Annotated in this window: 17 protein-coding genes and 2 tRNA genes; 14 read left to right on the forward strand and 5 right to left on the reverse strand. The window is 55.7% G+C overall.

Translation table 11 applies throughout. The annotated features are described in order from the left end of the window. Positions 1–409: 409 nt before the first annotated feature. From OGX89_RS21400 to OGX89_RS21410, 3 genes are all read right to left on the reverse strand, one after another. On the reverse strand, positions 410–1,672 hold the full coding sequence (locus OGX89_RS21400; protein WP_126956021.1) for a tyrosine-type recombinase/integrase: 1,263 nt from the start codon (positions 1,670–1,672) through the stop codon (positions 410–412). A 161-nt stretch (positions 1,673–1,833) separates the two neighbouring features. Then, positions 1,834–1,909 (reverse strand) — tRNA-Asn (locus tag OGX89_RS21405). 99 nt (positions 1,910–2,008) lie between these two features. After that, positions 2,009–3,496, reverse strand: a complete 1,488-nt coding sequence (locus tag OGX89_RS21410; protein WP_003846749.1) for an EmmdR/YeeO family multidrug/toxin efflux MATE transporter — start codon at positions 3,494–3,496, stop codon at positions 2,009–2,011. 160 nt (positions 3,497–3,656) lie between these two features. On the opposite strand from OGX89_RS21410, the gene OGX89_RS21415 reads away from it, so the two are divergent. After that, positions 3,657–3,732 (forward strand) — tRNA-Asn (locus tag OGX89_RS21415). Between the two features lie 82 nt (positions 3,733–3,814). Here OGX89_RS21415 and paaZ read toward each other — a convergent pair. Then, complete coding sequence (gene paaZ / locus OGX89_RS21420) at positions 3,815–5,860, reverse strand: phenylacetic acid degradation bifunctional protein PaaZ (RefSeq protein ID WP_126956023.1); 2,046 nt, start codon at positions 5,858–5,860, stop codon at positions 3,815–3,817. Between the two features lie 285 nt (positions 5,861–6,145). On the opposite strand from paaZ, the gene paaA reads away from it, so the two are divergent. The 13 genes from paaA to paaY all read left to right on the forward strand — a co-directional run bounded on the left by paaA (position 6,146) and on the right by paaY (position 17,361). After that, positions 6,146–7,075, forward strand: coding sequence for a 1,2-phenylacetyl-CoA epoxidase subunit PaaA (paaA, locus tag OGX89_RS21425; RefSeq protein WP_126956025.1), 930 nt, complete (start codon positions 6,146–6,148; stop codon positions 7,073–7,075). A 10-nt stretch (positions 7,076–7,085) separates the two neighbouring features. Next, positions 7,086–7,373 carry a 1,2-phenylacetyl-CoA epoxidase subunit PaaB gene (gene paaB / locus OGX89_RS21430; protein WP_003832229.1) on the forward strand — a complete coding sequence of 96 codons (288 nt, stop codon included), beginning with the start codon at positions 7,086–7,088 and terminating at the stop codon, positions 7,371–7,373. Positions 7,374–7,380: 7 nt separating this feature from the next. Further along, positions 7,381–8,136 carry a 1,2-phenylacetyl-CoA epoxidase subunit PaaC gene (paaC, locus tag OGX89_RS21435; RefSeq protein WP_126956027.1) on the forward strand — a complete coding sequence of 252 codons (756 nt, stop codon included), beginning with the start codon at positions 7,381–7,383 and terminating at the stop codon, positions 8,134–8,136. 12 nt (positions 8,137–8,148) lie between these two features. Further along, a complete protein-coding gene (gene paaD / locus OGX89_RS21440) occupies positions 8,149–8,646 on the forward strand; it encodes a 1,2-phenylacetyl-CoA epoxidase subunit PaaD (protein ID WP_063941442.1) in 498 nt (165 codons plus the stop codon). A gap of 7 nt (positions 8,647–8,653) precedes the next feature. Continuing rightward, the gene (paaE, locus tag OGX89_RS21445) at positions 8,654–9,724 is read left to right on the forward strand and encodes a 1,2-phenylacetyl-CoA epoxidase subunit PaaE (RefSeq protein ID WP_126956029.1); all 1,071 of its coding nucleotides are present in this window, start codon (positions 8,654–8,656) and stop codon (positions 9,722–9,724) included. Next, positions 9,721–10,488, forward strand: a complete 768-nt coding sequence (gene paaF / locus OGX89_RS21450; RefSeq protein ID WP_126956031.1) for a 2,3-dehydroadipyl-CoA hydratase PaaF — start codon at positions 9,721–9,723, stop codon at positions 10,486–10,488. The genes paaE and paaF overlap by 4 nt, the downstream gene beginning before the upstream one ends. A 2-nt stretch (positions 10,489–10,490) precedes the next feature. After that, positions 10,491–11,279: a 2-(1,2-epoxy-1,2-dihydrophenyl)acetyl-CoA isomerase PaaG gene (gene paaG, locus OGX89_RS21455; RefSeq protein WP_126956033.1), complete on the forward strand. Its 789-nt coding sequence runs from the start codon at positions 10,491–10,493 to the stop codon at positions 11,277–11,279. Positions 11,280–11,282: 3 nt separating this feature from the next. Beyond that, positions 11,283–12,701: a 3-hydroxyacyl-CoA dehydrogenase PaaH gene (paaH, locus tag OGX89_RS21460; protein ID WP_126956035.1), complete on the forward strand. Its 1,419-nt coding sequence runs from the start codon at positions 11,283–11,285 to the stop codon at positions 12,699–12,701. Continuing rightward, positions 12,694–13,116 carry a hydroxyphenylacetyl-CoA thioesterase PaaI gene (gene paaI, locus OGX89_RS21465; RefSeq protein ID WP_286561086.1) on the forward strand — a complete coding sequence of 141 codons (423 nt, stop codon included), beginning with the start codon at positions 12,694–12,696 and terminating at the stop codon, positions 13,114–13,116. The genes paaH and paaI overlap by 8 nt, the downstream gene beginning before the upstream one ends. Beyond that, positions 13,116–14,321: a 3-oxoadipyl-CoA thiolase gene (gene pcaF, locus OGX89_RS21470; protein WP_003832241.1), complete on the forward strand. Its 1,206-nt coding sequence runs from the start codon at positions 13,116–13,118 to the stop codon at positions 14,319–14,321. The genes paaI and pcaF overlap by 1 nt, the downstream gene beginning before the upstream one ends. 28 nt (positions 14,322–14,349) lie before the next feature. Next, the gene (gene paaK, locus OGX89_RS21475) at positions 14,350–15,669 is read left to right on the forward strand and encodes a phenylacetate--CoA ligase PaaK (protein ID WP_286561089.1); all 1,320 of its coding nucleotides are present in this window, start codon (positions 14,350–14,352) and stop codon (positions 15,667–15,669) included. A 157-nt stretch (positions 15,670–15,826) separates the two neighbouring features. Next, positions 15,827–16,753, forward strand: a complete 927-nt coding sequence (gene paaX / locus OGX89_RS21480) for a phenylacetic acid degradation operon negative regulatory protein PaaX (protein WP_003832246.1) — start codon at positions 15,827–15,829, stop codon at positions 16,751–16,753. A gap of 11 nt (positions 16,754–16,764) precedes the next feature. Further along, complete coding sequence (gene paaY / locus OGX89_RS21485; protein ID WP_100272609.1) at positions 16,765–17,361, forward strand: phenylacetic acid degradation protein PaaY; 597 nt, start codon at positions 16,765–16,767, stop codon at positions 17,359–17,361. Positions 17,362–17,383: 22 nt separating this feature from the next. Here the strand turns inward: paaY and fhuE are convergent, their stop codons facing one another. Next, complete coding sequence (gene fhuE / locus OGX89_RS21490) at positions 17,384–19,570, reverse strand: ferric-rhodotorulic acid/ferric-coprogen receptor FhuE (protein ID WP_126956037.1); 2,187 nt, start codon at positions 19,568–19,570, stop codon at positions 17,384–17,386. Between the last annotated feature and the right edge of the window lie 273 nt (positions 19,571–19,843).

The following is a 19,843-nucleotide window of genomic DNA, read 5'->3' on the forward strand; positions in this document are numbered from 1 at the left end:
GCCAGACCGGAAAAGGCCAAAAGGCTGAAAGGGCCTTAACTGGAGCAGTTCGATGCTTATCCCGCAGTATCTGGCGCAGTTCTGACACAGGCAGGTGACGGCGGACTGGTGCAGGTAAACGATGGCATTGAACTGGTGCAGTTGTGGCGTATTGGCAAATCAGGTTCTGGTGCAGATTGTCTGGCTGTTATCGCCTGAAATTATTCACTGTGAATAATTTTCGTTATTTGCCTATTGATTCGTAATATATTGATAGGTTTTCGTACAAAATTATTCTACGTCGAATAATTTTGTACGCTTTCCGATTAATAACCCAAAAATTGAAGATAAATCCTTTCAATGCAAAAAGCAGATCCGAATTCAATCAGGATCTGCTTTTTCATTTTTAACAAATTATACTGCTACTGGCTCAGGCTGCCTTATGCCGCCGCGCATAAATATACGGGGCAATGTATCCTTCGCGGCTCACGTCCAGATAGTCTGACCACCACTGCATCATGTCCTTGCGTGCATCGAGATGTTCAGCACGGTGGATATACGCTGCCCGGACGCTGTTGCGTTCCTGATGACTCATTTGCCGCTCTACGGCATCCCGCGACCAGAGTTCAGATTCAACCAGCGCACTACAGGCCATCGCGCGGAAGCCATGTCCACAGACGTCGATTTTAGTATCGTACCCCATCAGACGAAGCGCCCGGTTGATGGTATTTTCACTCATTGGTTTATACGGGTTATGGTCGCCGGGAAAGACCAATTCCAGATGGCCGGAGATTTCTTTTATTTGCTTCAGAATAGCGATAGCCTGTTGAGATAGCGGGACAATATGCGGAGTACGCATCTTAGCGCCACGACCTGAAAAACGAACTTTGTCGATTGCCTCGCGTGTGGCGGGGATGGTCCAGATTTTGTGTCTGAAATCAAACTCGCTCCAGCGTGCGAAGCGCAGTTCACTGGAGCGAATAAACAGATGGAGTATCAGCACCACCGCCAGCCTCGTAAGCTGCCGTCCCTGCTGATAGTCGCCAATGCGTTCAAACAATTCGGGCAACCGCTCCAGCGGCAGGGCGGGATAGTGATTTTTAACCGGCGGCGCGGTGACGCCTTCCAGATGCAGCGCCGGGTTGTTTTCGGTCAGTCCCTGCTGAACGGCGTAACGCATGATGTTGCAGAGTTGCTGCCGGGTACGGGATGCGACTTCCAGAAAGCCTTTATCCTCGATAACTTTCAGTAACGCCGTGAAATGCTGCGTTTTCAGCAGAGTGACGGGCAGATGACCGATTGCCGGAAAGATATGATTTTTCATACTGGCGAGGATGCGCTCTGCATAGTCAGCCGACCATTTTTTATTGGTTTTGTGCCATGCCACCGCAACGGCCTCAAAGCATTTTTCCGGTGACGCGGCGGCTTTTTCAGTCATGCGTTGTTGTGCGGGATTGATATTCTGCGCCAGTAGCTTACGGATACCGTCGCGCTGCTGGCGGGCGTCGGAAAGCGAGACCTGCGGATAGGCACCCAGTGCGATGCGGGATTCTTTTCGGTTGAAGCGATATTTGAGATACCAGAGGCGTGAACCGCCCGGATTGACAAGCAGATACAGACCCTGAGAATCGGTCAGTTTAAAGGGTTTATCAGAAGGCTTGATACTGCGGATTTTCGCGTCGGACAGGGACATATGGTGGTCACTCCATTATCGAACTGAAATGACCCCAAATCAGACCACCAATTTCGCCGGATGCGCAGGGAAAACCAGATACGCATCGGGAAAGATTTTCACGCTAACTTATTGAAACCTAATTGAATAGGGACTTATAAGCACGCCTGAAAACAGGGATTTGGCTCCTCTGACTGGACTCGAACCAGTGACATACGGATTAACAGTCCGCCGTTCTACCGACTGAACTACAGAGGAATCGTTTGAACGAGGCGAATATTAGCGATGCCGCTCAGCGTTGTCAAAGCCTGAATAGATAAATGCGATCGTTTGCTGAAATATTCCCCATTTCGCCGCTTATTCAGACGCAACCGGTTGTTTTATGCACTTTTCGCGTTCGGGGCGCGGGTATTTCCACAGCCAGCGTCCGGTGACCATACGCCAGTAAAATAACGCGGCGCGTACGGCCCAGTCGAAGAACATACCTAACCAAACGCCGACAACGCCCCATCCTAATACGATACCCAGGGTGTAACCCGCGACTACGCGGCAGCCCCACATGCCCAGCATCGATACCCACATAGCAAAACGTGCATCTCGCGCACCTTTAAAGCCTGCTGGTAACACCCAGGATGCAGCCCATATCGGCATAAATGCTGCGTTGAGCCAAATCAGGATGACTATGACCTCTTTTACATCCTGATCGTGGGTATAAAATGAGGCCATCACTCCGGCGAAAGGAGCGGTTAGCCAGGCAATTGCCGTCAGGCCGATCGTCGACAGCCAGAATACATGCCGCAGCTGGATTTCAGCCTGGGCAATCTGACCATTTCCCAGACGCCTGCCGGTAATGATTGTCGACGCGGAACCTAAAGCATTCCCCGGTAAGTTGATAAGCGCGGCGATAGAAAATGCAATAAAATTCCCGGCGATAACGCTGGTTCCCATGCCTGAAACAAACATCTGCGTCAAAAGTTTACCGCCATTGAACAGCACTGACTCGATACTTGCCGGAATGCCGATCCCCATCACCTCCCAGATAATGGCGAGATTGAGTGGCTTAAAATAGCTTTTGAAGGGAATTCGCAGCGCGGGGTTAAAACCAATCATCAGTACCCAGATGATGGCAATCGCCCCGATGTAGCGCGAAATGGTCAGTCCCAGGCCTGCTCCCACAAATCCCAGACCTTGCCAGGAAAAGATCCCGTAAATCAGGATGCTACTGATGATGATATTCAGGATGTTCATGCCGCCGTTAATCAACAACGGTATTTTTGTATTTCCGGCTCCACGTAGTGCGCCACTGCCGATCAGCGCAATGGCTGCCGCCGGGTAGCTGAGCACCGTCAGCTCCAGATAGGTGAGTGCCAAAGCTTTAACGTCTGGCGTTGCTTCACCTGCGACAACGTCAATAATCTGTTGACCAAAATAGTGAATGACAGCTGCCAGAACGGTAGCAAAAATTGTCATGATCACCAGTGATTGTCTGGCCGCGGCTCTGGCCCGTCGACGATCTCGTTTCCCGAGGCTAAATGCTACAACCACGGTGGTGCCCAGATCGATGGCGGCGAAAAATGCCATGATGACCATATTAAAGCTGTCGGCGAGTCCGACACCGGCCATCGCTTCTTTTCCCAACCAGCTGACCAGGAAGGTACTGAGAACACCCATCAATAGCACACAGGTGTTTTCCAGAAAAATGGGGACAGCCAGCGGAGTGATTTCGCGCCAAAAGAGAACCTTATAACTCTTGCGTTTGGCATACCAGGGCGTGCGGGAAGCGACCTGGCGTAAGGCAGCGGAGACGTTCAAAGTGGACCTTAACGAAGAAAGTTGAAACCTCATTTCAAATGATGAGGGAGAATCAAAAAAGCTGCAAAGTTTTTTCTATTTAAAATGTCTGTAAATGCAACAAACTGTCGAGAGAAGCATCAATTGATTCGCATTCGAGGAAATGGGGTTTGACAAAATTTTTTTCGCCGCTAAGATAAGCCTCCACAACGATTCCTCTGTAGTTCAGTCGGTAGAACGGCGGACTGTTAATCCGTATGTCACTGGTTCGAGTCCAGTCAGAGGAGCCATATTTAAGAAGCCTGCTCAGGAAACTAAGCAGGCTTTTTGCTTTTTGTTTCAAGCCTGATCGAGCGAACCTACACCGGAATCTTACGCCGGGAAATCCCCATGCTGACGCGCAACCAACGTCAGAATGGAATACAGCGCCACCGCCTGCTGGTGCTGATTAAAGATCTCCACCGACCACTCCACCACGCCGGTCGCTTTTTCTTCGGCATTGCGCTGACGTTTCACTGTTTTGCGTTTGCAGGTTAAACGCACCTGGATAGTGTCGCCCGGCTTAACCGGTTCGATAAAGCGCAGGTTTTCCATGCCATAGTTGGCAATCACCGGACCGACGCCCGCGTCAACAAACAGACCGGCGGCGGCGGAAATCAGGAAGTAACCGTGCACCACGCGCTCGCCGAAAATGGAATCGGCTGCTGCAATCTTGTCCATATGGGCGTAGAAGTGGTCACCGCTGAGGCAGGCAAAGTTAACGATATCCGCTTCGGTCAGTGTACGACGTGGCGTCAGCAGGCTGTCGCCCGGCTGGATCTCTTCGAAGTATTTACGAAACGGGTGAATACGATCTTCCTCTACCCGAGCGCCACGCACCCACTGTTGGCTTACCGCCGCGAGCATGGTTGGGCTGCCCTGAATGGCGGTGCGTTGCATGTAGTGTTTCACCGCACGCAGACCGCCCAGCTCTTCACCGCCGCCTGCACGTCCAGGCCCGCCGTGGACCAGCTGTGGCAGCGGAGAGCCGTGACCGGTCGATTCCGCCGAGGACTCTTCGTTCAGCACCTGAATACGCCCGTGGGCGCGGGCCGCACCGAGGATAAACTCTCGCGCCAGTTCGCCGCTCGCCGTCACCAGCGTTCCTGCCAGACTGCCTTCACCGGCGCGCGCCAGCGTCATGGCATGCCCGGTATTTTGATACGGCATCAGCGTGGCGACCGGACCAAAGGCTTCAATTGCATGTACCGCGGCAATTTCATCCGGCTGCGGACAAAACAGCAGCGTTGGCGGGAAGAAAGCCCCAGCCGTGCTCAGATCTGCTTTTCCGCCCAGCAGCACCTCACACCCGGCTTCAACCAGACGATTCACATTATCCTGCACGTCCTGACGCTGATCGTTATTCACCAGCGACCCCATCTTCACGCCTTCCTGCGCCGGATCGCCCACTACCACTTTTTGCAGACGGGTAATCAGCGCCTCGCTGACTGCTTTCACCTGCGCCTGTGGCACGATAATGCGGCGGATAGCGGTACATTTCTGCCCGGCTTTGGTCGTCATCTCGCGCACGACTTCACGTACAAACAATGCAAACTCAGGCTGTTCTGGGGTGACGTCATCACCAAGCACACAGCAGTTGAGTGAATCCGCTTCCATGGTGAATGGAACCGATTTAGCCACCAGGTTGGGGTGCACGCGCAACTGCTGCCCGGTATGAGCAGAACCGGTAAAAGTCACCACATCCTGGCTGTCGAGGTGATCGAGCAGGTCACCCGCGCCGCCACAGATAAGGCTAATTGCGCCGTTCGGTACCAGGCCACTGTCGATAATCGCTTTCACCATTGCCTGAGTGAGCTGCGCGGTGGCGGTTGCAGGTTTGATAATGGCTGGCATCCCGGCAAGCCAGGTTGGCGCCAGCTTCTCCAGCATACCCCAGCAGGGGAAGTTAAAGGCGTTGATATGCACCGCAACACCGGATTTGGAGGTCAGCACGTGGCGTGCGGCAAAACCGCCCTGTTTGGACAGCGGGATCAGTTCGTCTTCCGGCCACAGCGTATCGTCCGGCAGCTCGCGGCCACCGAGACTGGCATAAGTGAAAAGCGTGCCAATGCCGCCTTCGATATCGACCCAGCTGTCACCGCGCGTTGCCCCGGTTTGCGCGGATATGGCATAGAAATCGGCTTTCAGTTCCATTAAATGCTTCGCCACCGCTTTTAGCATCGCGCTGCGCTCAATAAAACTCATTGCCTGTAACGCTTTGCCGCCGTGCTCAATAGCAAAGCGGCGCGCCTGCGCCATATCCAGTCCAACGCTTGTCACTTCCCAAAGCGCTTCACCGGTAAGGGCGTGGTGGATGGTGCGGGTGCGGCCCCGGCCTGTCTGCCAGGCACCGGATAAATAACTGGCTAACTGCTGCATCGTTAATCTCCAGATGTGTTCCGTAATATCTCTTTAAATAGTTCTTTTATGAATCACAAAATGCAAGCGAGATTTTAATAATTTATTAACAATGAGATCGCGAACACTTTACCTTCATTGGTTATCTATCTGTTATTAATGGATAAATAAAAACCATTTGCGACAAGTATCGCAAAACCAGCAAACAAAATTTGTGGTTTTATTTAACCAAGATGTAACTTTTATAAAACAAAGTGATTCAAAAATATTGATTTGTTGAAATTATCGGAATCATAAGGTGATGACGTGACAGAAGAACAACGCTTTGACCAGCGCATCGCGCAGGAAACGGCCATCGAGCCGCAGGACTGGATGCCGGACGCATACCGTAAGACGCTGATCCGCCAGATTGGCCAGCATGCGCACTCGGAAATTGTCGGCATGTTGCCGGAAGGCAACTGGATAACCCGCGCACCCACGCTGCGGCGTAAGGCCATTCTGCTGGCAAAAGTACAGGACGAGGCCGGACACGGACTGTACCTCTACAGCGCGGCGGAAACACTGGGCTGCGCGCGTGAAGATCTGTACCAGAAGATGCTCGACGGCCAGATGAAATACTCCTCCATTTTCAACTACCCAACTCTGAGCTGGGCGGATATCGGTGTGATCGGCTGGCTTGTCGATGGCGCGGCGATTGTTAACCAGGTGGCGCTGTGTCGTACCTCCTACGGCCCGTATGCCAGGGCGATGGTCAAAATCTGCAAAGAAGAGAGCTTCCATCAGCGTCAGGGCTTCGAAGCGTGTATGGCGCTGGCTACCGGTAGCGAGGAACAGCGTCAGATGCTGCAGGACGCCATCAACCGTTTCTGGTGGCCTGCGCTGATGATGTTTGGCCCGAACGACGACAACTCACCGAACAGCGCCCGCAGCATGACGTGGAAAATCAAACTGCACTCCAACGACGAACTGCGTCAGCGCTTTGTTGATAACACGGTCCCGCAGGTAGAAATCCTCGGTATGACCGTGCCGGACGCCGACCTACAGCTTGATGAAGCGACGGGGAAATATCGATTCGGCGAGATCGACTGGCAGGAATTTAATGAGGTCATCAACGGTCGTGGTGTCTGCAACCACGAACGTCTGGGCGCAAAGCGTAAGGCCTGGGAAGAAGGGGCATGGGTGCGCGAGGCCGCACTGGCGCACGCCGAAAAGCAACAGGCCCGCGACGCGGCGTAAGGAGAGAGTCATGAGCAAAACATACTGGCCGTTATACGAAGTTTTTGTCCGCAGCAAACAGGGGTTATCGCACCGTCACGTTGGCAGTCTGCATGCCGCCGATGACCAGATGGCGCTGGAAAATGCCCGCGATGCCTATACTCGCCGCAGCGAAGGCTGCTCCCTCTGGGTGGTGAAAGCCAGCGAAATTGTTGCGTCACAGCCGGAGGAACGCGGTGAATTTTTCGACCCGGCGGAGAGCAAAGTCTATCGCCATCCCACGTTCTACACCGTGCCGGACGGCATGGAACATATGTGAGGCAACGATGAATAACCTGAATCCCGTTGCAACCTATGCCCTGCGTCTGGGCGATAACGGCCTGGTGCTGGCTCAGCGTCTGGGTGCCTGGTGCGGCCATGCGCCGGAGCTGGAGATTGATCTGGCGCTGGCTAATATCGGCCTCGACCTGCTGGGGCAGGCGCGCAACTTCCTCAGCTACGCAGCCGAACTGGCGGGTAGCGGCGACGAAGACACGCTGGCTTTTGGTCGTGATGAGCGTCAGTTCCGCAACCTGTTGCTGGTGGAACAGCTTAACGGCAACTTTGCCGACACGATCGCTCGCCAGTTCTTTATCGACGTCTGGCACGTGGCGCTGTTCACTCGTTTGGTTAACAGCCGCGATAAGCAGATTGCGGCTATCGCTGCCAAAGGACTGAAAGAAGTGCGTTATCACCTGCGCTTCAGCCGCGGCTGGCTGGAGCGACTGGGGAATGGTACTGACTACTCCGCGCAACTGATGCAGAAGGCGGTGGACAATCTGTGGCGTTATACCGGCGAATTGTTCCTTGCCGACGAACTGGAGATCGCTCTGGCCAGGCAGGGCATTGCCGTCGATCCGCGGGAACTGCAAACCGAATGGCAAACGACGGTACACACTGCGCTGATTGATTCTGGTTTACACGTTCCGCAAGAGGCGGCGTTTCGCAACGGCGGTAAGCAGGGGCTACACAGCGAACATCTCGGGCCGATGTTGGCCGAGATGCAGTACTTGCAGCGTGCGTATCCTGGGCAGCAGTGGTAGCAGGGGGGGGCTATGCAACGTCTTACCGCGATCGCACCGCCAGAGGTGCACACCGTTTGGGGGCTGTTAAGTGCGATTTCCGATCCGGAAGTGCCGGTGCTGACCATCACCGATCTCGGCATGGTACGCAGCGTTGAGCGCTGCGGCGACGGCTGGGTAATCGGCTTTACGCCGACGTACTCCGGCTGCCCGGCCACCGAGCATCTACTGGGTGAAATTCGCGCGGTGATGGCGGAGCGCGGCTATACGCCAGTACATATCGTCCTGCAGCTTGACCCACCGTGGACCACTGACTGGATGAGCCCGGACGCCCGCGAACGCCTGCGCCAGTATGGTATCAGCCCGCCGCAGGCCCACGCCTGTCATGCCGAAATGCCAACTGACGTACAGTGCCCGCGCTGCGCCAGCACCCATACCTCGCTGATTAGCGAATTCGGTTCCACGGCCTGTAAAGCGTTATATCGCTGCGACAGCTGCCGCGAACCCTTTGATTACTTTAAATGTATTTGAGGTTGCGATGACAACATTTCATTCGCTTACCGTGGCCAACGTCGAAGCGGAAACGCGCGATGCGGTGACCATCACTTTCACCATTCCTGACGCGCTGCGTAATGACTACGCCTTTCGACCGGGCCAGCATTTGACGCTGAAAGCTCACCTCGGTGGAGAAGAGCTGCGTCGTTGTTACTCCATTTGTCGCAGCCGCTCGCCGTCGGAAATTAGCGTCGCGGTTAAAGCTATCGACGGTGGGCGTTTCTCCCGCTATGCCCAGCAGGATATCCAGCAGGGTATGACGCTGGAAGTGATGGTGCCGCAAGGCCATTTTGGCTACCAGCCGCAGGCCGAGCGCGAAGCCGAATATCTGGCGATTGCCGCCGGGTCCGGCATTACGCCGATGATGGCGATTATTGAAGCGACGCTGACGACCGAACCGGCCAGCCAGTTCACGCTGATCTACGGCAACCGCAGCAGCCACAGCATGATGTTCCGTCAGGCGCTGGCCGATCTGAAAGACCGCTATCCGCAGCGTTTACAGGTGGTGCACCTGTTCAGTCAGGAGTCGATGGACAGCGATCTGCTACAGGGTCGTATTGACGGCGACAAACTGCGTGCGCTGGGCAAAAACTTGCTCGATTTCAGCCGCTTTGATGACGCCTTTATCTGTGGCCCATCGGCGATGATGGATGAAGCCGAAGTGGCACTGCGTGAACTGGGTATAGCGGAAAAATCCATTCACCTTGAGCGTTTTAATACGCCGGGGACCAGCGTGAAACACGCCACCGGCATCCAGGCGGAAGGCCGCACGGTCACCCTTCGTCAGGATGGGCGCGATCGCCTGATTTCACTGAATGCGGAAGATGACAGCATTCTCGACGCCGCGCTGCGCCAGGGCGCTGACCTGCCGTTCGCCTGTAAAGGCGGCGTGTGCGCCACCTGCAAATGCAAGGTGGTCAGTGGCGAGGTGGCGATGGCCGCCAACTACAGCCTTGAAGCCGATGAACTGGCGGCGGGCTATGTGCTGAGCTGCCAGGCGCTGCCAACCAGCGGTGACGTAGTGGTCGACTTCGATGCGCGGGGGATGGCATGAGCGAACTGCTGATTTCCCGTCACGACCGTGTACTGCAACTGACTCTGAACCGTCCGCAGGCGCGAAATGCACTGAACAATGCGCTGCTAACGCAGATTGCTGACGCGCTGGAAAGCGCGGCGGCGGACGCCAGCATCAGCGTTTGCGTGATTGGCGGTAACCCGAGCTATTTCGCCGCCGGGGCCGATCTTAATGAAATGGCGGAAAAAGATCTGCCCGCCACTTTCGACGATATTCGCCCACGCCTGTGGGCACGTATTGATGCCTTCAACAAGCCGTTGATCGCGGTGGTTAACGGTTACGCACTGGGCGCGGGCTGCGAGCTGGCGCTGCTGTGCGACCTGGTGATTGCCGGGGATAACGCGCGCTTTGGTCTGCCGGAGATTACTCTCGGCACCATGCCAGGGGCGGGCGGTACGCAGCGGCTTATCCGTTGTGTTGGCAAAGCGCTGGCCAGCCGAATGGTGCTGGGCGGTGAAAGCATTGATGCAGAACGAGCGCAACAGGCCGGGCTGGTGAGTGACATCCACCCGGCGAACCTCTCCGATGAATACGCGCTCAAGCTGGCGGCGACCATCGCCCGTCACTCACCGCTGGCGCTGCGGGCGGCAAAACAGTCTCTACGCGCTGCGCAAGAAGTGGGTCTCCAGGCCGGTCTGGTGCAGGAACGTCAGCTGTTTACGCTGCTGAGCGGCACCGAAGATCGTCGTGAAGGCGTCAGCGCCTTTTTAGAAAAACGCACACCGGAATTTAAAGGACGCTAATCGTGGACGCATTTATTCTCAGCGAAGTGGAGCAGGGCGTGATGACTATCACCCTGAACCGCCCGGACCGACTCAACAGCTTTAACGACGTGATGCACCAGCAGCTCGCCGACTGCCTGAAACAGGCCGAGCGCGACGACGCCATTCGTTGCCTGCTGATCACCGGTGCCGGACGCGGGTTTTGCGCCGGACAGGATCTGAACGACCGTAACGTTGACCCGAGCGGCCCCGCGCCGGATCTGGGCATGTCGGTGGAACGCTTCTACAACCCGCTGGTGCGCCGCTTAGCCGCGCTGCCGAAGCCGGTTATCTGTGCCGTCAACGGCGTTGCCGCTGGTGCCGGTGCCACACTGGCCTTGGGCTGCGACATCGTCCTCGCCGCACGCTCGGCGAAGTTTGTCATGGCCTTCAGCAAGCTCGGCCTGGTGCCGGACTGCGGCGGAAGCTGGGTGCTGCCGCGCGTAGCCGGTCGCGCTCGCGCCGTCGGCTTACTGATGCTTGGCGATAACCTCAGCGCCGAACAGGCCGCGCAGTGGGGCATGATCTGGCAAGTGGTCGACGATGCCGAGTTGAAAGATACCGCGTTGACCATGGCGCGCCGTTTCGCGACGCAGCCGACCTATGGCCTGGGGCTGATTAAGAAAGCCTTGCAGCTTTCCGAAACCAACACGCTGGATCAGCAGCTTGAGCTTGAGCGCGACTACCAGCGCATGGCCGGTCGCAGCGACGACTATCGCGAAGGGGTCAGCGCCTTTCTCGGCAAACGCCCACCACAGTTCAGCGGGAAATAAGCCATGACGAAAACTCTTCACCGCGTTGCCGTGATCGGCGGCGGAACAATGGGTGCAGGCATTGCCGAGGTGGCTGCCAGCGCCGGGCATTCGGTCCTGCTGTATGACATTTCCGCTGAGGCGATTACTCGCGCCATTGAGGGTATTCGCCAGCGACTCGACGTTCGTGTTGGTCGTGGAAAAATTAGTGCGGAACAGGCCATTGAGCTGCTGGCACGAATCGTACCCGCGACTGAACTGAATCAGCTTGCCGATGCACAACTGGTGATTGAAGCCGCTTCCGAGCGGCTGGAAATTAAAAAAGCGCTGTTCAGTCAGTTGGCGGAGATCTGTTTGCCGTCAACGCTGCTGACCAGTAATACCTCGTCGATCTCAATTACCGCAATTGCGGCGGGAGTGAAGCATCCGGAACGTGTGGCGGGGCTGCACTTCTTTAACCCGGCACCGGTGATGAAACTGGTGGAAGTGGTGAGCGGCCTTGCCACCTCAACTGAGGTAGTCGAGCTGCTTTGCCAGTGCGTAATCGCCTGGGGCAAGCAGCCGGTGCGCTGCCGCTCAACGCCGGGTTTTATCGTCAACCGCGTGGCGCGTCCGTACTACGCTGAAGCCTGGCGCGCGCTGGAAGAACAGGTTGCGTCAGCGGAAGTGATTGATGCGGCGCTGCGTGACGGCGGCGGCTTCCCGATGGGACCGCTGGCGCTGACCGACTTGATTGGTCAGGACGTCAATTTTGCCGTGACCTGTTCGGTGTTTAACGCCTTCTGGCAGGACCGCCGTTTTCTACCGTCTTTGCTGCAACAGGAGCTCGCTCTGGCGGGGCGTCTGGGCAAGAAGAGCGGCCACGGCGTCTATTGCTGGCCTGCTGAAGTATCGCCTGAACTGGCTGTTGCAGCGGTAGCGCCTGAAAATGCAGCAAAAAATATCAAGCGTGACGTTGTCACTGAACTGGATGATGTGCTGCTCCTTGAAACAACCGGTGAAACCGCGCTGGCCTTAAGCGTGCAGCACCAGCGCCCGGTTGTGGTGTATGACCATGCTGTGGGCGACACCGTCGTGCTGGCAAGCGCACCAACCAACCCGGCTTCAGCCACCGACAAAGCGGTGTACTACTTCCAGCAGCAGGGCAAAAAAGTGCTGCGTATTGCCGACTACCCAGGGCTGCTGGTATGGCGCACGGTAGCGATGCTGGCGAACGAAGCGCTGGATGCGCTGCAAAAAGGAGTCGCCAGCGCCGAGGATATCGATATCGCCATGCGCTTGGGGGTTAACTACCCGCACGGGCCGCTGGCCTGGGGCGACTCGCTCGGCTGGGGACGTGTGCTGCGTCTGCTGGAAAACCTACAACAGCACTATGGCGAAGAACGCTATCGCCCGAGTGCGCTGCTGCGCCAGAAAGTGCTGATGGAGATGCGTCATGAGTAATGAAGCCTGGCGCAACGCCCGCGCCATGTATGTGAAAGACACCTGCGCGCAGGCGCTGGGGATTGAAATTATTGAGATGGACGACGGTTATTCGCAGATGACCATGACCGTGTCGCCGTCGCAGCTGAATGGCCATCAGACCTGTCACGGCGGGCAACTGTTTTCGCTGGCGGATACTGCCTTTGCTTACGCCTGCAACAGTCAGGGACTGGCAGCAGTAGCCTCAGCAGCCAGTATCGACTTTCTGCGTCCGGCCTTTGCAGGTGACAAACTGACCGCCACCGCGCGGGTTAAGCAGCAAGGCAAACTCACTGGCGTTTACTACATTGAAATTGTCAATCAGCAACACAAAACCGTGGCCCTGTTTCGCGGCAAATCTCACCGCATCGGTGGCACGATTACAGGAGAAGTCTAATGCGTGACGCATTTATTTGTGACGGTATTCGTACCCCGATTGGTCGCTACGGCGGGGCGCTGGCAGGCGTGCGTGCCGACGATCTGGCGGCCATCCCGTTGCGTGAATTACTCAACCGCAATCCACGCCTGGATCCCAGCGCTATTGACGATGTGATCTTCGGTTGCGCCAACCAGGCGGGCGAGGATAACCGCAACGTGGCGCATATGGCGACCCTGCTGGCGGATTATCCGCACAGCGTTGCCGGCACGACCATCAACCGTCTGTGCGGCTCCGGGCTTGATGCGATCGGCTTCGCTGCTCGCACGATCAAAGCCGGTGATGCCGATCTGCTGATCGCCGGTGGTGTTGAGTCAATGTCACGCGCGCCGTTTGTAATGGGCAAAGCGACCGCGCCGTTTCAGCGTCAGGCAGAGATGTTTGATACCACCATTGGCTGGCGTTTTGTGAACCCGCTCATGCAGCAACAATTCGGAACTGACAGCATGCCCGAAACGGCGGAGAATGTAGCTGAATTGTTAAATATAAGCCGAGAGGACCAGGACGCCTTTGCGTATCGCAGCCAGCAGCGCACGGCGAAAGCCCAGTGTGACGGCATTCTGGCGCAGGAAATTGTGCCGGTACAAATCATTGGCAAGAAAGGGGCAGTTAGCGCAGTACGTGAAGATGAACATCCGCGTGCAGAAACCACGCTGGAGCAACTCGCACAACTGAAAACACCGTTTCGTAAGAACGGCGTGGTCACCGCAGGCAATGCCTCTGGGGTGAACGACGGCGCGGCAGCAATGATCGTAGCCAGCGAGCAACACATAAAGGCCCAGGGACTAACGCCGCGTGCACGCATTGTCGCCATGGCGACCGCGGGCGTTGAACCGAAGTACATGGGTCTTGGGCCAGTTCCTGCGGTACGAAAAGTGCTGGAGCGCGCCGGGCTGAATATCAACGATATGGATGTGATTGAGCTGAATGAAGCCTTTGCCGCCCAGGCGTTGGGTGTGATGAGACAGCTTGGACTGGCAGATGACGCAGAACACGTGAATCCCAATGGGGGGGCTATCGCTTTAGGTCACCCGCTGGGGATGAGCGGTGTGCGGTTAGCGCTGGCCGCAACGCTGGAGCTGGAACGACGCAATGGACGTTATGCGCTGTGTACGATGTGTATTGGCGTGGGTCAGGGCATTGCCATGATCCTTGAGCGAGTGTGAGCTAATTGACCTGCGAGTGCCCTACAAAATGACAACGACAACAACAAAATTAGATCCGATTGAAACCGCATCGCGTGACGAATTACAGGCTTTGCAAACCGAGCGCCTGAAATGGACGTTAAAACACGCCTATGAAAATGTCCCGATGTACCGCCGTAAGTTCGACGCGGCGGGGGTTCACCCGGATGATTTCCGTGAGCTGAGCGATCTGAGCAAGTTTCCCTGCACCACCAAGCAGGACCTGCGTGACAACTATCCCTTCGACACCTTCGCGGTACCGATGGAGCAGGTGGTGCGTATCCATGCATCATCCGGCACCACGGGTAAACCGACTGTGGTGGGCTATACGCAAAATGATATTGATACCAGGGCTAATATCGTCGCCCGCTCGCTGCGTGCCGCAGGCGGTACCGCGAAAGATAAAATCCACGTCGCTTATGGCTATGGCCTTTTCACCGGCGGCCTGGGCGCGCACTACGGCGCGGAGCGCTTAGGGGCAACGGTTATCCCAATGTCCGGCGGGCAGACTGAAAAGCAGGCGCAGCTGATTCGCGATTTCAAACCTGACATGATTATGGTCACGCCGTCTTACTGCCTGAACCTGATTGAAGAGCTGGAGCGCCAGATGGGCGGTGACGCGCGGGGGTGTTCACTGCGTACCGGTGTATTTGGCGCAGAGCCGTGGACCACGGGGATGCGCGCGGAGATCGAACGTCGCCTCGGTATTACGGCGCTGGATATTTATGGCCTCTCGGAAGTGATGGGGCCGGGCGTGGCGATGGAGTGCATCGAAACGGGTGATGGTCCGACAATATGGGAGGATCATTTCTTCCCGGAAGTGGTCAATCCGGATGACGGTACGCCACTGGCCGACGGCGAGCACGGCGAACTGCTGTTCACCACGCTGACGAAAGAAGCGCTACCGGTCATTCGTTATCGTACCCGCGACCTGACGCGCCTGCTGCCGGGTACCGCGCGCACGATGCGTCGTATGGATCGCATTAGCGGGCGCAGCGACGATATGCTGATTATTCGCGGCGTCAACGTCTTCCCATCGCAGGTGGAAGAAGAGATCCTCAAGATTGAGCATCTGGCTCCGCATTACCAGTTGGAAGTGGATCGCCGAGGGCATCTTGATTCGCTTTCGGTACGCGTGGAGCTTAAAGAGAGTAGCCTGGTGCTGAGCCATGAGCAGCGCTGCCAGATTTGCCATCATTTGCGTCATCGTATTAAGTCGATGGTGGGTATTTCCACCGACGTAAGCATTGTTAACTGCGGCAGCATCCCGCGCTCTGAAGGTAAGGCGTGCCGGGTGTTCGACCTGCGCAAAGTTGCCGCCAACGGTTAACCCTGTAGGCCTGATAAGCGTAGCGCCATCAGGCAGAACAGTGCAACGCTGCCGGATGGCGGCGTTGCCTTATCCGGCCTACAAACTCCTGGCGTTTCGCTGCTTTATTCCTGTGCTATGATTCAAAAAGGACAAAAATTACAACACTATGAATCATATGGAAAAACTCGATAATTTTATTCAGCAGGCGGTCACCGCGATGCCGGTCAGCGGCACCTCGCTTATCGCCTCGCTTTACGGGGACTGTTTATCGCAACGCGGTGGAGAAGTCTGGCTCGGTAGCGTTGCCGCGCTGCTGGAAGGGCTTGGCTTCGGTGAACGTTTTGTACGTACCGCACTGTTTCGCCTTAATAAAGAAGAATGGCTGGACGTAGTACGTATCGGCCGCCGCAGTTTCTACCGCCTGAGTGATAAAGGGCTACGCTTGACGCGCCGCGCCGAGAGCAAAATCTATCGTGCCAGCGCCCCTGAGTGGGACGGTACCTGGCTGCTGCTGCTGTCGGAGGGGCTGGAGAAAAATACCCTGGCCGAAGTTAAAAAGCAGCTGTTATGGCAAGGTTTTGGCGTACTGGCGCCGAGTCTGCTGGCGTCGCCATCGCAAAAGCTGGCGGACGTACAGTCGCTGCTCCATGAGGCTGGGGTGGCGGAAAATGTCATCGTTTTTGAGGCGCATTCGCCGTTGGCACTCTCCCGCGCTGCGCTGCGTGAGCGGGTAGAAGGGTGCTGGCACTTAACCGAACAAAATGCCATGTACGAGGCGTTTATCACGCTGTTCCGTCCGTTGTTACCGCTACTGCGTGACGCCGGGCCGGACGAACTTACGCCAGAGCGCTGCTTCCAGATCCGCCTGTTGCTCATTCACTTCTATCGTCGGGTTGTGCTCAAAGATCCGCTGCTGCCGGAAGAATTGCTGCCTGCTCACTGGCTGGGTCAGACGGCGCGTCAGCTGTGCATTAATATTTATCAACGTGTTGCGCCCGGCGCCCAGGTTTTCGTCAGCGAAAAAGGCGAGAGTTCGGTGGGGGAACTGCCCGCGCCGGGGCCGCTCTATTATCAACGTTTCGGCGGATTAGCCGAGGTGTAACAGGAGAAGCCATGCCGATTTACCAGATTGACGGGATGATCCCGGTAGTTCCTGCAGAAAGCTATGTTCACCCAACCGCAGTGCTGATTGGCGATGTCATTCTCGGCAAAGGTGTTTATGTTGGTCCCAACGCCAGCCTGCGCGGAGATTTTGGGCGTATTGTGGTTAAAGATGGGGCGAATATCCAGGATAACTGCGTGATGCACGGATTTCCCGGCCAGGATACGGTGGTGGAAGAGGACGGACATATCGGCCACGGGGCGATTCTGCATGGCTGTGTGATTGGGCGTAACGCGCTGGTCGGCATGAGCGCGGTGATTATCGATGGCGCGACCATCGGTGAAAACAGTATCGTTGGTGCTTCGGCGTTTGTGAAAGCGCGCGCTGAGATGCCCGCCAACCATCTGATTGTCGGCAGCCCGGCGAAAGCGATTCGCATGTTAACTGAGCAGGAACTGGTGTGGAAAAAACAGGGCACTCGCGAGTATCAGGTGCTGGTGGGGCGCTGTCAGCAGACGCTTGCAGAAGTGAAGCCGCTGACTGCGGTAGAACCCGACAGAAAGCGGCTGGAGTTTGATGAGAATTTGCAACCTAAGTCAGCGAGTTAGCGATTCTACGCAATACCCGATGTCAGAACTGATAGCTGGCGGTGATGCTGACGTTGCGCGGCTCACCATAAACGATAGAACCGTCGATATTCGTGTCGTAGGTTTTATCGAACAGGTTATTAAGGTTACCCTGCACTGAGAAGTTTTTTGTTACCTGGTAGCGGGTGAACAAATCTACCAGGGCGTAGCTTCCCTGTTCCGCGCGGAATGTGCCATAAGGCGTGACCGTATCGCTGTAAACACGATTCTGCCAGTTAACTCCACCGCCGACGGTCAGTTCCGGCATGGCTGGCAGGCGATAACGGGTAAACAGTTTGACCGTGGTCCGCGGCAGGTTTGGGTTTACTGCATTGCCTTCGTTGTCTTCTGCAACATAGCGTGTCGCGCCAAATGTCATCTGCCAGTTATCGGTGATCGCACCGTTAATCTCGAATTCAACCCCTTTGCTGACCGTGCCATCCATCGCTTTAAAGGCCGTGTCGCCATTGCTACCGGCGATTGGCACGCCGGTTGATTGCGCTACGTTGTCCTGTTCAATGCGGAACACCGCGAGCGTGGTGGTTAAACGGCTGTTCATCCAGTCGGACTTCAGACCAAGCTCATAGTTGTTGCCGGTGATCGGAGAGAGATATTTACCGGAGCTGTCGCGCTTGTTCTGCGGCTGGAAGATTGAGGTATAGCTGGCGTAGGTAGACCAGTTATCGTCAATGTCATATACCAGACCCGCATACGGCGTGGTGTGGTTTTGCTCCATGCTGTAGGTCAGGGTGTCGATACGCCAGTTGGTGTAACGTGCGCCGACAATCAAATGCAGTGGGTCAGCCAGCGAAATACGCGTTGCGGCGTACAGCGATTTCATGTGCGTGGTATCGTCCTGAGCCAATGACTGCGGGTTCCAGTTGGTTTCCGGGAAGTTACCATCGTAGGTATAGAAGCTGCCGATTTCGTTGGGGAAAACGTTCGCCCACGAGCTTTCATAACGGTTATTCTGTTTACTGTAGCTGCCGCCCAGCATCAGATTATGCTGACGACCAAACAGATCGTAACCGCCGTCGGCAAATAGATCGACAGCATCCACTTTACGTTTGCCGCTGTTCCAGCCGGTTCCTCCGACGTAGTCATATCCCGGACCATAGTTGCCATATGGGCCAATCAGCGTGCCGTCGGCCTTATTAACATAGGCATCGACGTACATCATTTTACTGTCGAACTTGACCTCGGAGTGGGTGGCGTTCATGGTCGCCTGCCAGGTATCGGCAAAACGTTGTTTGATGGTGACAAACACTTTGTTGAAGTCTTTATCGTTGTAAGCCCAGTCCGGCGCAGTGCTGCGCGAACGGTCATAGCTGTTTTTACTGCCATCGGTATTCCAGCGCGGCAATCCACCCCAGGTTGGGCTGTTGATATCAATGCGCTGATATTCATAGCCCGCAGACAGGCTGGTGGTGTCACCCAAATCGGCATCGACAATCCCGGAGAAGAACATTTTTTCGCTATTGTAGCGATCAAGCCAGGAGTCGTTATTCTGGTAACCCGCCACGATGCGGCCGCGCACGTTGCCGTCTGCCGTAAGCGGGCTTTGCAGATCGGTCACATAGCGTTGTTTATTCCAGCTGCCATATTCCGCTGAAACATTACCGGTGAACTCGCGGCTGGTGGCATGCTTACGGATCATGTTAATGGAGGCTGAAGGGTTACCCGTCCCGGTCATTAGCCCGTTTGCGCCACGGACCACTTCGACACGCTCAAAAAGGGCGGTGTCAGAAAGGGCGTCACCGAGATTCCAGCGGGATTCAAAATAGGTCGGGATCCCATCGACCATATAGTTATCAATCTGAAATCCGCGCGAGTAATAGCTGCTGCGATCTGAATCCGCCTGGCTTTTGCTTATCCCCAACGTGTTGTCCATCACATCGCCCAGCGTTTGCAATTGCTGATCTTCCATGCGTTGCTGGCTGACAATGCTGACCGATTGCGGAATATCGCGCTGTGTCATCTGCATTTTTGTGCCAGCGGTGGTCGATTTAACGCTGTAATCCTGCTCCTCACCGGATGCGGATGGAGCAGAACCCTCCACGATCACTGTCTCTTCTGCAGGGGCTGCGAGGCTGGTGGAAGGTAAAAGGGCTAGCGTGATGCATGCTGCCAGCAAAGAAAGGGCAAGCCCCGGTTGGCGTTGAACATTCCCGTTGAGTGTTGTGAAAGACATCGAAAAGCCCTTGATAATTATTAATATTAAGTTCGAATCACCGGTAGTTGTGATGAACCCTTTGGTTGTAAATTATTAAATGCGCATGTAAATACAAATGCGAAATATACGCATTAGCAGTCAATGTGTAAACAGATGCTACGACATAAATGAAATATTGTTTCAGTACTATGCTTGAGCAATAGCGCAGGGAAATGGTTATAAGAGCAGCACTAACTGAGGTTTTCGCTTAAAAAATCGAGGGTTAAAGTTGAAAGAGCGTGAGTAACTCGC

Origin of the sequence: Citrobacter sp. Cpo103 (assembly GCF_030332605.1) — a bacterium.
Lineage (GTDB): Bacteria > Pseudomonadota > Gammaproteobacteria > Enterobacterales > Enterobacteriaceae > Citrobacter > Citrobacter portucalensis.